The 13071-nt window shown below is 50.4% G+C and carries 13 protein-coding genes; 8 read left to right on the top strand and 5 right to left on the bottom strand.

What is annotated here, in order from left to right; translation table 11 throughout:
* The first annotated feature begins 2 nt into the window (after nt 1–2).
* The gene (pstB, locus tag DSM2777_RS19120) at nt 3–815 is read left to right on the top strand and encodes a phosphate ABC transporter ATP-binding protein PstB (RefSeq protein ID WP_061554880.1); all 813 of its coding nucleotides are present in this window, start codon (nt 3–5) and stop codon (nt 813–815) included.
* 834 nt (nt 816–1649) lie between these two features.
* Here the strand turns inward: pstB and speG are convergent.
* From speG to purM, 3 genes are all read right to left on the bottom strand, one after another.
* Nucleotides 1650–2207: a spermidine N1-acetyltransferase gene (speG, locus tag DSM2777_RS19115; RefSeq protein WP_025797434.1), complete on the bottom strand. Its 558-nt coding sequence runs from the start codon at nt 2205–2207 to the stop codon at nt 1650–1652.
* 290 nt (nt 2208–2497) lie between these two features.
* On the bottom strand, nt 2498–3136 hold the full coding sequence (gene purN / locus DSM2777_RS19110; protein WP_061554879.1) for a phosphoribosylglycinamide formyltransferase: 639 nt from the start codon (nt 3134–3136) through the stop codon (nt 2498–2500).
* 12 nt (nt 3137–3148) lie between these two features.
* The gene (purM, locus tag DSM2777_RS19105) at nt 3149–4189 is read right to left on the bottom strand and encodes a phosphoribosylformylglycinamidine cyclo-ligase (protein ID WP_061554878.1); all 1041 of its coding nucleotides are present in this window, start codon (nt 4187–4189) and stop codon (nt 3149–3151) included.
* 315 nt (nt 4190–4504) lie between these two features.
* On the opposite strand from purM, the gene upp reads away from it, so the two are divergent.
* From upp to DSM2777_RS19070, 7 genes are all read left to right on the top strand, one after another.
* Nucleotides 4505–5131: a uracil phosphoribosyltransferase gene (gene upp, locus DSM2777_RS19100; protein ID WP_035503097.1), complete on the top strand. Its 627-nt coding sequence runs from the start codon at nt 4505–4507 to the stop codon at nt 5129–5131.
* A 122-nt stretch (nt 5132–5253) separates the two neighbouring features.
* Nucleotides 5254–6546 (top strand): uracil permease, encoded by a 1293-nt coding sequence (gene uraA / locus DSM2777_RS19095; protein WP_040045458.1) that lies wholly within the window; start codon nt 5254–5256, stop codon nt 6544–6546.
* Between the two features lie 81 nt (nt 6547–6627).
* Nucleotides 6628–7335 (top strand): DnaA inactivator Hda, encoded by a 708-nt coding sequence (gene hda / locus DSM2777_RS19090; protein WP_046457172.1) that lies wholly within the window; start codon nt 6628–6630, stop codon nt 7333–7335.
* A 109-nt stretch (nt 7336–7444) separates the two neighbouring features.
* Complete coding sequence (gene nudK, locus DSM2777_RS19085) at nt 7445–8047, top strand: GDP-mannose pyrophosphatase NudK (protein ID WP_046457171.1); 603 nt, start codon at nt 7445–7447, stop codon at nt 8045–8047.
* 221 nt (nt 8048–8268) lie between these two features.
* Nucleotides 8269–10548, top strand: a complete 2280-nt coding sequence (maeB, locus tag DSM2777_RS19080; protein WP_061554877.1) for an NADP-dependent oxaloacetate-decarboxylating malate dehydrogenase — start codon at nt 8269–8271, stop codon at nt 10546–10548.
* Between the two features lie 73 nt (nt 10549–10621).
* Entirely contained in the window at nt 10622–11086 is a 465-nt protein-coding gene (locus DSM2777_RS19075) for a GNAT family N-acetyltransferase (RefSeq protein ID WP_061554876.1), read from the top strand.
* A gap of 90 nt (nt 11087–11176) precedes the next feature.
* Nucleotides 11177–12019 carry a ChaN family lipoprotein gene (locus DSM2777_RS19070; RefSeq protein WP_046457168.1) on the top strand — a complete coding sequence of 281 codons (843 nt, stop codon included), beginning with the start codon at nt 11177–11179 and terminating at the stop codon, nt 12017–12019.
* Nucleotides 12020–12116: 97 nt separating this feature from the next.
* Here the strand turns inward: DSM2777_RS19070 and DSM2777_RS19065 are convergent, their stop codons facing one another.
* A complete protein-coding gene (locus DSM2777_RS19065) occupies nt 12117–12695 on the bottom strand; it encodes a GNAT family N-acetyltransferase (RefSeq protein ID WP_061554875.1) in 579 nt (192 codons plus the stop codon).
* Nucleotides 12696–12709: 14 nt separating this feature from the next.
* The gene (arsC, locus tag DSM2777_RS19060) at nt 12710–13066 is read right to left on the bottom strand and encodes an arsenate reductase (glutaredoxin) (protein WP_061554874.1); all 357 of its coding nucleotides are present in this window, start codon (nt 13064–13066) and stop codon (nt 12710–12712) included.
* Nucleotides 13067–13071 lie beyond the last annotated feature (5 nt).

The raw sequence follows: 13071 nt of genomic DNA, 5'->3' as shown, positions 1-13071 counted from the left end.
CCGTGGGTTTAACCGCACCGGAAATATTGCCCCTGCTGGATGTGCATCATTTGCCACCAGAGCAAACGGCATTAGCGACCAAAAATTTAAATCTGTATTACGGCACAAAGCAGGTGCTGTTTGACGTGAATCTGTCGTTGCCGAAGAATCGTGTTACGGCGCTTATTGGGCCTTCCGGCTGTGGTAAATCAACGCTGTTGCGCTGTTTTAACCGTATGAACGATTTGGTCGAACAGTGCCGCGTGGAGGGGGAAGTGAGCGTCAATGGCAGCCGTGTGAGCGGTGACGATATTGATGTTGCCTCCCTTCGCCGCCGCGTGGGAATGGTATTCCAACGGCCCAATCCGTTTCCGAAATCGATCTATGAAAACGTGGTGTATGGCCTGCGTTTAAACGGCATACGCGATCGGCGGATACTGGATGAAACCGTAGAGCGGGCGCTGCGTCAGGCTGCGCTTTGGCATGAGGTGAAAGGGCGCTTGAGCGATAACGCCTTCAAATTATCCAGCGGCCAACAACAGCGTTTGGTGATCGCGCGCGCGATTGCGATTGAGCCAGAGGTATTGTTGCTCGACGAGCCGACGTCTGCATTGGATCCTATTTCCACGTTGACCATTGAAGAGCTGATCGTTGGGCTTAAAGAAAATTACAGCGTGGTGCTGGTCACCCATAATATGCAGCAGGCGGCTCGCGTGTCTGATTACACCGCGTTTATCCATCAGGGGGAAGTGGTGGAGTACGCCGATACTGATACGTTGTTTACGTCGCCAAGGCAGAAGAAGACGGAAGATTATATTACGGGGAGATATGGGTGAGTTTTTGTATGCCCATGGCTATGGCTATGAGGGCATGGTGAAAGGTTACGTCCGCCTAAAATTCCGGATTCTACCTGTGCATGGTGCAGTCGTCTGAGTAAGGCGGCTCAATCGCCGTTATAGTTTAAGCGTGGTGAAAGGTTACGTCCGTCTAAAATCCTGAATTCTACCTGTGCATCGTGCAGACGTCCGAGCAAGCGGCTCAATCGCCGTTATAGCTTAAGTAAGGTGAAGGGTTACGTCCGCCTAAAATCCCGAACTCTGCCTGTGCATCGTGCAGGCGTCCGTGTTAGGGGGCCAATCGCCGCCCCCTAACAACCCGGCTTGGCACCCCCTTCCAGCCCGCTACGCGGGTGCCCTCATTTCATCATTCCGGTTTTAACGGAACGAACGGCAATCGCCATCCTGGCTCCTCCGTTCTTTCGCCGACGTCCCTGTCGGCGAATCCTAACCTGCATGATTCACTCGGCTGTACGGTAACGTGCCGGAAAAGATCAAACCCAAAAGACAAAAAAACATCTGTTATTTAGTTTAAGTTTTGGGAGAAAGAGTAACGCTAACAGGATGTTAGCGTTAGGGGAGGAGGCGCCAGGGATGGCGCATGCCGACCCGGTGCGGAGATGGCGTCTCGGATAAAAGCGCGAGGATTGAAGGGGCGCGCGCTGGCGCCCCTCATCGGTCGCCTTCGATTGAGCTATATGTGATAGCTGTTATTGATAGGCGGACGAAATCTTACGCGATGGCTGCATAAATGCTTGGCGAACGAAACCTTACGCTATGGCTGCATAAATGCTTGGTGTACGAAACCTTTCACTACGGCTCCGCGCCCCAACCTTACATTGAATTTGGATTCACCGGCGGCGTAGGGGATTTATATTTCGCCAAATAATCCGGCTGGAATATACACATACGGATCGCGTTGCGGTATTCGCCGTTGATGAAGAATTCGTGGATTAGTTCACCTTCGATTTTGAATCCTAGCTTGCTATAAATATGAATCGCCTTTTGGTTTTCTTTATCGACGATTAAATATAGCTTGTAGAGATTGAGCACCGAAAAACCATGATCCAAAGCCAGCTGTGCCGCTTTGCTGGCGTAACCGTGGCCTTGATGGGCCGGATCGATGATGATCTGGAATTCGGCGCGGCGGTGAATATGGTCAATCTCAACCAATTCGACTAGGCCAATTTTCACCCCGTCGTGTTCAACCACGAAGCGGCGTTCGCTCTGATCGTGAATGTGTTTGTCATACAGCTCAGAGAGTTCTACAAAGGCAATATAAGGTTCTTCAAACCAATAGCGCATGATGCTGGCGTTATTGTCGAGTTGATGAACGAACGTCAAGTCTTCCCGTTCCAGGGGGCGCAATCTGACGTTGTTGTCGCTGGACATGTTGATTCCTCTCACTGTCATAAGTTTCAGCTAAATAGCCGATGTAGTGAATACTACAGACTGTATTATACCCAAAATAATTCAAGTTGCTTGAAGGCGGCAAAGCCGTGAGTCCCTAGGAGCTTACTTGAGTAAGTGACTGGGGTGAGCGGGTGCAGCCAACGCGTAAGCAGCTTGAAGTATGACGGGTATATAGCGATAGTTAATACTTGAGAAAACCGATCTGCGACAAATACAAAAATCCCCAGCCAAGGCTAGGGATTTTGTTTATTTAGACGGTGAAGCGCCGTTTAATCTGGCGCGTATCCCTGCGGGGGTAAACGAACGCCGTCTAACCACGCAGCATCGTCTTTAGCCTTTAGGCGTCCATCAATGAACCAGCTTACCACCAGCGGGTAGATGGAATGCTCTTGCACCTGAACGCGCTCGATAATTTCATCTTCGCTGTCATGCTCGAAAATTGGAACTTTGGCCTGTAAAACAACCGGTCCGCCGTCCAGCTCATCGGTAACAAAATGCACCGAGGTGCCATGCTCTTCATCGCCGTTGTTTAGCGCCTGTTGGTGCGTATGTAATCCCGGATATTTGGGCAACAGAGATGGGTGGATATTGAGCATCCGCCCTTGGTAATGCTGAACAAAACGCGAAGATAAAATACGCATGTAGCCCGCTAGAACCAACAAGTCTGGCTGGTAGGCGTCGATCTCTTGCATTAACGCTAGATCAAAAGCATCGCGGTCAGCATAGGATTTGGGATCTAGACCGTGCGCGGGAATTCCATCCTGAGCCGCACGTTCAAGGCCATAGGCGTTTGCCTTATTGCTGAATACGGCGCTGATGCGTCCACGGATGCGTCCATCGTTACAGGCGTTAATTAGCGCCTGTAGATTGCTACCGTTGCCGGAAATTAAAACGACGATGTTTTTCATTGGCTCAGTCGCTTATGCGTTGATCACTACGCGTTCGTCAGTATTTGACGCCGCGATTGCACCAATTTTCCATGCTTTTTCGCCGTGGGCATTCATTAGCGCAATCGCTGCATCCACTTCTGAAGCAGGCAGTGCGATGATCATGCCTACGCCACAGTTGAAGGTACGATACATTTCGTGTCGGCTAACGTTACCTGCCTGTTGCAGCCAGTTAAAGACTGACGGCCACTGCCAGCTGGATTCATCGATAACGGCCTGCGTGCCTTCTGGCAGTACGCGTGGAATGTTCTCCCAGAAGCCGCCGCCGGTGAGGTGGGCAATGGCGTGAATATCGTGCTCTTCAATCAGCTTAAGAATAGATTTTACGTAGATCTTGGTTGGTGCCAGTAAATGGTCTGCCAGCGGTTTGCCGTCCAGCTCTTCTTGGAGCGGATCGGTATGGCTGACTTCCAAAATCTTGCGTACCAGTGAATAGCCGTTGGAATGTGGACCGCTTGCGCCCAGCGCGATGAGTACGTCGCCCGCTTGAACCTTGCTGCCGTCAATAATTTCGGACTTTTCAACTACGCCAACGCAGAAGCCTGCAACGTCGTAATCTTCACCGTGATACATACCCGGCATTTCAGCGGTTTCGCCACCAACCAGTGCGCAGCCTGACTGCTTACAGCCTTCGGCAATGCCGGTGATGACGCTAGCAGCGGTGTCGACGTCTAATTTTCCGGTCGCATAATAATCGAGGAAGAACAGTGGTTCAGCGCCTTGAACGACCAAGTCATTAACGCACATCGCAACCAAATCAATACCGATAGTGTCGTGACGTTTTAAATCCATCGCCAGACGTAATTTGGTGCCGACACCGTCGGTGCCCGAAACCAGAATAGGCTCGCGATACTTTTGCGGCAGGGCACAAAGTGCACCAAATCCACCCAAACCACCCATAACTTCCGGGCGACGAGTTTCTTTTACCACACCTTTAATGCGATCAACTAAGGCATTGCCAGCATCAATGTCTACGCCTGCGTCTTTGTAACTGAGAGCGGTTTTGTCGGTCACTGCGAAAATCCCCATGGCGGTTAGGATGAGTTCTGATATCAGGAGTGAAGAGGAACCGCTAACTCAGTAACGGTGCGGCTTGCACTTGCATCGGATAACAGAACTCACACTGAAATATTCAAAAGCGCGGCAATTCTAACAGTCTAGGCAAACGTTTGCGAGCGGCTTGTGAAGGGGATCTGATTTTTTCCTGTAAACAGTGGAGATCTCATCTAAGCTGATCTGGATCATGATTTTAACGGTGGCGTGGAATTTAAAAGGCGTTATAATCTCGCGATTTTTTTTTGCGCTGACCGCAACCTGGGAGATGAAATGATGAAGATCGTCGAAGTAAAACACCCGCTCGTAAGACATAAACTGGGCTTGATGCGCGAGAACGATATTAGCACCAAACGTTTTCGTGAACTGGCATCAGAGGTCGGGAGTTTACTGACCTATGAAGCGACCGCAGACCTTGAAACAGAAAAAGTAACAATTGATGGTTGGTGTGGTCCTGTCGAAGTCGATCAAATCAAAGGTAAAAAAATCACCGTGGTTCCAATCCTGCGCGCAGGCTTGGGCATGATGGAAGGTGTGTTGGAACATGTTCCAAGCGCACGTATCAGCGTTGTTGGTGTTTACCGCGACGAAGAAACTCTGGAGCCAGTGCCTTACTTCCAGAAATTGGTTTCAAACATCGATGAGCGTATGGCGCTGGTGGTTGACCCAATGCTGGCAACCGGTGGTTCTATGATTGCAACTATCGACCTGCTGAAAAAAGCAGGCTGTCACAGCATTAAGGTATTAGTACTGGTTGCTGCGCCAGAAGGTATTGCGGCGTTAGAAAAAGCGCATCCAGACGTTGAGCTGTACACTGCGTCTATCGATCAGGGCTTGAATGAGAAGGGATACATCATTCCTGGCTTGGGCGATGCGGGCGATAAGATATTTGGTACGAAATAATGATTGAGCCGACTTGAGAGTCGGCTTTTTTTTGGTCTATATCCTGCCTTCTTAAAGCGGGTAGACCAAGCTAAAAACACAACACCTGACTATTCAATAAAATCACTTAGAGGATAAAAAACATGACTCGTCGCGTCATCGGAGTAAGCGAACGCCCACCGCTTTTGCAAACGATTCCGTTGAGCTTCCAGCATTTGTTCGCCATGTTTGGCGCAACGGTTCTGGTGCCTATTCTATTCAAGATAAACCCTGCGACGGTTTTGCTGTTTAACGGCGTCGGTACGCTGCTGTATTTATTTATCTGTAAGGGAAAAATTCCGGCTTATTTGGGTTCGAGTTTTGCCTTTATTTCACCGGTTATGCTGCTGTTGCCTTTGGGCTATGAGCTGGCGCTCGGTGGCTTTATTGTGTGCGGCGCGCTGTTTTGTTTGGTGGCGCTGATTGTGAAGAAAGCCGGTACCGGCTGGCTGGATGTGATGTTCCCGCCGGCGGCGATGGGGGCGATTGTTGCGGTTATCGGACTTGAGCTTGCGGGCGTTGCCGCGAATATGGCGGGCTTATTGCCAGCCAGCGGAGCGTCGGTAGACACCACCACGATCACCATTTCTATGGTGACTTTAGGGGTGACCGTGTTGGGCTCGGTGCTGTTCCGCGGCTTTTTAGCGATTATCCCTATCTTAATCGGTGTGTTGGCAGGGTATGCGCTTTCATTTGCCATGGGCGTGGTGGATTTAACACCTATCCGTGAAGCACATTGGTTCGCGTTACCGACGTTCTATACGCCAAAATTTGAGTGGTTTGCGATTTTGACTATTCTGCCAGCTGCGCTGGTGGTCATTGCCGAGCACGTGGGCCATTTGGTGGTGACGGCGAATATCGTGAAGAAAGATTTGCTGCGTGATCCGGGTTTGCATCGTTCGATGTTTGCCAATGGTCTATCAACCATGTTCTCGGGTTTCTTCGGTTCAACGCCAAATACCACCTACGGCGAAAATATCGGCGTGATGGCGATTACCAAAGTTTATAGCACCTGGGTGATCGGCGGCGCGGCGGTTCTGGCCATTCTGCTTTCTTGTATTGGCAAGCTGGCGGCGGCGATTCAGATGGTGCCCGTGCCGGTGATGGGCGGGGTTTCTCTGCTGTTGTACGGCGTAATCGGTGCATCGGGTATTCGCGTGCTGATCGAATCAAAAGTGGACTACAACAAAGCGCAGAACCTGATTTTGACGTCAATTATTTTGATTATTGGCGTGAGCGGCGCGACCATCCACATTGGTGCTGCTGAATTGAAAGGTATGGCGCTGGCGACGATTGTCGGTATTGCCATGAGTCTGTTATTCAAAGTGATCAGCATGGTTCGCGGTGAAGAAGTGATCCTCGACGAAGCGGACGAAGAGCAAACGCCTGCGCGTTAATCTGATCCTGAAGATCCTCGCTCAACAGCCGCCAGTTTCTGTGTTAAACTGGCGGCGTTTTTTTGCCTGTTTTGGTTTGAGGTGCTTCTGAACACGCCGGCACAGCTTTCACTGCCACTTTATTTGCCTGATGATGAGACTTTTGCGAGTTTCTATTCGGGAGAGAATTCTTCTCTGTTAGCCGCATTGCAGGGCGCTTTGCAGCAGGAGCATGGTACTTATATCTATTTCTGGTCGCGTGAGGGCGGAGGGCGTAGCCATCTGTTGCATGCGGCCTGTGCAGAACTTTCCCAGCGCGGTGAAGCCGTAGGTTATGTGCCTTTGGATAAACGCGCCTACTTTGTGCCTGAAGTGTTAGATGGCATGGAGCAGCTCTCCTTGGTTTGCATTGATAACATTGAATGCATCGCTGGAGAAGCCGAGTGGGAAATGGCGATTTTCAATCTCTATAATCGCATTCTTGAAACCGGTCGTACCCGATTGCTGATCACCGGCGATCGCCCACCTCGTCAGCTTAATCTTCATTTGCCCGATCTGGCTTCGCGCCTAGACTGGGGACAAATCTATAAACTCCAGCCGCTCGGCGATGAAGATAAACTCTTGGCGTTACAGCTGCGTTCAAAACTGCGCGGTTTTGAGCTGCCTGAGGATGTAGGTCGATTCTTATTAAAGCGGTTAGATCGTGAAATGCGAACGCTCTTTATGACGTTAGATCAGCTGGATCATGCGTCGATAACGGCGCAGCGCAAGCTGACTATTCCGTTTGTAAAAGAGATTTTATCGCTGTAAACAGCCCTAGCTTATGTTTTCGTGGCTGAGTTAATGGGCTGGCTCGCGCCTTCCTTCGCATTGATGTGCCCCATCCGTTGGCGTACATTGCTTCTTCCGCTCGAATCTTATGAGTCCTGTATCTGTAAGGGAGTTGTACTGCGTGAAAATTGAAATGATCAGCAACAAGGTGTTATCCGATCATTGGGCAGTCCTGCGTCAATACACCTATGATTTAACGCGACATAATGGCGGCACGGTACGCCAAATGCGTGAGGTCTATGACCGAGGAAATGGCGCTACGCTGTTGCTGTACAGCGTGGAGAAAAAAACGGTGGTGCTCATTCGCCAATTCCGTATTCCAACCTACCTTAACGGCAACCGTGACGGCCTGTTGATCGAAACCATCGCGGGCTTGCTGGATAACGATGCGCCAGAAGACTGCGTGCGTCGAGAAGCGATGGAAGAAACCGGTTTTGAAGTGGGCCAAGTGACAAAAGTCTTTGAGGCTTATATGTCGCCCGGCGGCGTAACCGAAATTATTCATTTCTTTGCGGCTCCGTACACCAACAGCCAAAAAGTGGCAGCCGGTGGTGGAATTGAGGATGAAGATATCGAAATCTTAGAGCTTCCTTTCCAGCAGGCTCTTGAGATGATTAAGAGCGGCGAAATTAAAGATGGAAAAACCATCATGCTGTTGCAGTACGCCCAAATTCAGGGCTGGATGAATTAATCTGCTTATGGCCTAGCGTAAACACGATGGGCCACCCTTTCTGTACTCCCTCCTGATATGTCCTGTTGGTTTCCTAGCCATTAGCAAATTGTTGCGATAAATAACACTTTTTGTTTTGTTGTTTATGGCGCGCTTCATAGATTAAGTTGTTTTGCTCACTATACTGGTGGGGTTTCCTTTGCGTTAAACACCGATGAAATAAAGTAAAAAAGGACCCTACGATGGACGAACAATTAAAACAAAGTGCGCTTGATTTCCACGAGTTCCCAATTCCAGGCAAAATTCAGGTCGTGCCGACTAAGCCCCTCGCCACACAGCGTGATTTGGCCTTAGCCTACTCTCCGGGCGTGGCTGCACCCTGTTTGGAGATCGCCGCCGATCCGCTAGCTGCCTATAAATATACCGCGCGTGGAAACTTAGTGGCCGTTATCTCTAACGGCACGGCGGTGCTTGGTTTGGGCAACATCGGTGCCTTGGCGGGTAAGCCCGTGATGGAAGGCAAAGGCGTTTTGTTTAAAAAATTTGCGGGTATCGACGTTTTCGATATCGAAGTTGATGAGCTTGACCCTGATAAACTGATCGACGTGGTCGCCGCGCTGGAACCGACTTTTGGTGGGATTAACCTTGAAGATATCAAAGCGCCCGAGTGTTTCTACATTGAGAAGAAACTGCGCGAGCGCATGAAGATCCCAGTCTTCCATGACGATCAGCACGGAACCGCCATCATTTGTACCGCCGCCGTGCTTAACGGTTTGCGCGTGGTGAAAAAACAGATTAGCGATGTGCGCCTTGTGGTTTCTGGGGCGGGTGCGTCGGCGATTGCCTGCTTAAATCTGCTGGTGGCATTAGGACTGAAGCGTGAAAATATTACGGCCTGTGACTCGAAAGGCGTGATTTATCAAGGTCGTGAAGAAAATATGGCCGAAAGTAAGCTGGCCTACGCGATTAAAGATAACGGCTGGCGCTCGCTTGCTGATGCCATCCCTAATGCCGATATTTTCCTCGGCTGTTCTGGGCCAGGCGTGATGACGCAAGACATGGTGAAAACCATGGCACGAGATCCGCTGATTTTAGCATTGGCTAACCCTGAGCCAGAAATTTTGCCTCCGCTGGCTAAAGCCGTTCGACCTGATGCGATTATCTGTACGGGGCGTTCCGACTTCCCAAATCAGGTTAACAACGTGCTGTGCTTCCCGTTCATTTTCCGCGGCGCGCTAGACGTTGGCGCAACCACCATTAATGAAGAGATGAAGCTGGCCTGCGTGCACGCGATTGCTGATTTAGCATTGGCGGAGCAAAGCGACGTTGTGGCTTCTGCCTATGGCGATCAGGATCTCTCGTTTGGCCCTGAATACATTATTCCAAAACCTTTCGATCCTCGTTTGATTGTGAAAATCGCCCCAGCCGTGGCAAAAGCAGCAATGGATTCCGGCGTGGCGACGCGCCCGATCGAAGATTTTGATGCTTACATCGAGCATCTGACCGAGTTCGTCTATAAAACCAACCTGTTTATGAAACCCATTTTCTCTCAGGCGAAAAAAGAGAAAAAACGCGTGGTGCTGGCAGAAGGTGAAGAAGAGCGCGTATTGCATGCGACTCAAGAGCTGGTCACGCTGGGTATTGCTTCACCGATTCTGGTTGGGCGTCCTGAAGTTATCGAAATGCGGCTGAAAAAGCTTGGCCTGCAAATTGAAGCGGGTAAAGATTTTGAGATCGTGAATAACGAATCCGATCCGCGTTTCAACGAATACTGGCGTGAATACTATGAGATCATGAAGCGTCGCGGTGTTTCCCAAGAGCAGGCGCGTCGTGCGGTGATTGGTAATCCGACCCTGATTGCGGCCATCATGCTGCAACGCGGTGAGGCCGACGCCATGATTTGCGGCACTATCGGTAATTACCACGAGCATTATGAAGTGGTACACAACGTGTTTGGTTTCCGTGAAGGGGCGCACGTGGCGGGTGCCATGAACGCGTTGCTGTTGCCAAGCGGCAACACCTTCATTGCCGATACCTACGTCAACGACGATCCAACCGCTGAACAGCTGGCTGAAATTACGCTGATGGCTGCGGAAACGGTACGCCGTTTTGGTATTGAGCCTAAAGTTGCGTTGCTATCGCATTCTAGCTTTGGGGCATCAGACTGCCCTGCCGCACGCAAAATGCGTCGTACGCTAGAATTAGTGAATGCCGCCGCGCCTGAGCTTGAGATCGATGGCGAAATGCACGGCGATGCCGCGTTAGTTGAAAGTATCCGTAATGATGTTATGCCGGACAGCCCGCTGAAGGGGGCTGCCAACATTTTGATCATGCCAAATATGGAGGCTGCACGTATCAGCTATAACCTGTTGCGCGTTTCTTCTTCTGAGGGGGTTACCGTTGGGCCAGTATTAATGGGCGTCAGCAAACCCGTGCATATCTTGACCTCAATTGCCTCTGTGCGCCGCATTGTCAATATGGTGGCGCTATCCGTGGTAGAAGCACAAACGCAACCGCTGTAAAAGCTGTTATTGTTGGGTTTTCTAATGCCGTCTGTGCACCGCGGGCGGCATTTCAATTGCTGAGGGAATTGCTATGTTGATTGCAAAAATTAACGATAACTCACCCTATATCCCGCAAATAGCCGCATTGCTGCACTGGGAATGGTCAAGCCTACCGCGTTGGAGTACGCAGGAAGGTATCCAACAGCGCTTTATCACGCGTAATCAGCCAGACAGTGAAGAGTTTACCTTGGTGGCTTACGTTGAGGATGGTCAACTGCTGGGCACCGCGAGCGTGATTGTTCATGAATTGGACGATCGTCCTGAGCGTAAATTCTGGCTAGGTGAAGTGTTTACGCCTCCAGAACACCGTGGCAAAGGCGTTGGCTCTGCACTCACCAAAGCCTGTGTAGCCCATGCCCAAGAGCAAGGTATCAAGCAGTTATATCTTTATACCCCCGATCAGCAAAGCCTGTACCTGAAATTGGGCTGGCAAGAAATTGAGAAACGCGAAGTCTCAGGCGAATGGGTTTCTGTGATGAGCCTCAATATCGACTAGTTGACCTGCCGCTGCCGGTGAATGTCATATGACAATGATTATCATTAAGTTTAAACTAGGTTGAAACTTAATGGACTCAAAGGTTATGGCATGAAAAAGATTGGACTACTGGCGGCGGCTTTCCTGCTGAGCGCCTGCGGAATTGGCCAGCACGCCCAGACTATCAGCGCAGTACCGCAAGACAATATCGTCGATCTGCATACCGGACAAAAACTCACCCCACAACAGCTGCTCGCTAAGCTGAGCACTCAGCCTCGCGTCATCGTTGGCGAAAAGCACGACAATTTACAGCATCATCAAATTGAGCAGTGGTTGGTTGAGCAACTCCCGCGTCAGCGCACGCAGGGCAGCGTATTAATGGAAATGATTACGCCGAATCAGCAAGAAAAAGTGAACGCGGTGAAAGATCGGTTCAAACAAGGGGAAACGTTGACCGGTCAGCAGATTACAGAACAAACAGCTTGGCAGAAAGGGTGGAAATGGGATCTCTACTCTGGCGTTGCCACCGCTGCGCTGCAAGGGCCATACCCGTTGCTGTCAGCCAATCTTGATCGCAGTGAAATCAAAAAATTCTACGAGCATCCACTTCCAGTTACCGGTGCGCTAAGTACTCAGCCGTCTGTGCGAGCAGCCATCACGAAAACGATTGAAGAGTCTCACGGCGGCAAATTAGAGCCTAAACAGGCCGAAGCGATGTTGGCTATTCAGCAGCAACGCGATCGCCGAATGGCGGAAAGCTTGCTTGCCGCACCAACGCCAGCGCTGCTTATCGTGGGAGGCTATCACGCTAATCGCGCACTCGGAGTTCCTTTGCATATTGAAGACATTGCGCCGATGACGGAGTTAACGGTTGTGATGTTAGCGGAGGAGGGCGTTAAGGTGGATAAAAGCAATGCGGATTTCGTGTGGTATACGGAGAAAGCTAAGCCATAGTTATGGCCTGTAGGTTTTCGCCTAAGAGGATGCGCCGTGAATGGTGCATCCTGAACTAGAGTGAGAATTTATGCCTAAGTGACCAAACGACCGGCTGTTAATTTTGCATTTTGCCTTCAAGCCCAGCTTTCACCGCTTCCCATTCATCATCGATAATACTAAACCGCACCGAGTTGCGTTTTCGTCCATCAGGCATGATCCGTTCGTGGCGAATAATGCCTTCTTGCTGTGCGCCAATGCGTAAAATAGCCGCGCGGGAACGAGCGTTGTTTTCATCGGTGGTGAACTGTACGCGAACGCAGTTCATCACTTCAAACGCATAGCTAAGCAGCAGGTATTTGGCTTCGGTATTGATGCCTGAACGTTGGAAGGAATAGCTCAGCCACGTATGACCAATTTCGAGTTTTCTGTTGGCGAGATCAATTTTCCAAAATCGGGTGCAGCCGACCACTTTGCGGCTGTCGGCATCGACGATCACAAACGGCATTTGACTGCCGTTTTCACGCTGTTCAAAGGCATGGATGAGATATTTATCAATGGACTGCGGGCTTGGAATGACCGTTAGCGTCATTTCCCACAGCTGCCCGTCTGAGGCTGCATCGATAATTGGCTGGCGATGTTCAACCTGCATCGGGTGAAGCTCTACACGTTTGCCTTTTAAGACGGGCTGTTCCATATGAAAACCTCGCGTTAAAGAATCTCTAATACCTGCTCTGGTGGGCGACCGATACGGGCTTTTTTGCCTTTAACGACGATTGGGCGCTCGATCAATTTTGGATTGTTGACCATGGCGTCAATAAGCTGCTCTTCGGTTAACGATTCATCGGCAAGATTAAGCTCTTTGTACAGATCTTCTTTGTGGCGCATGAGCTGGCGAGCGGAAGTGAGCCCGAGTTCTTTCAGCAGCGTTTTCAGCGTTGCAGCATCGGGCGGCGTTTCCAGATACTGGATGATAGTTGGCTCGATGCCTTGTTCTTTAATCAGCGCGAGTGTTTCACGGCTCTTAGAACAGCGAGGATTGTGATAAATCGTGACGTGTTGTGGCATAGGTT

Origin of the sequence: Obesumbacterium proteus (assembly GCF_001586165.1) — a bacterium.
Taxonomy (GTDB): Bacteria; Pseudomonadota; Gammaproteobacteria; order Enterobacterales; family Enterobacteriaceae; genus Hafnia; species Hafnia protea.
Note: the sequence above shows the minus strand (reverse complement) of the source record. Positions and strands in the feature narration are given on the sequence as shown.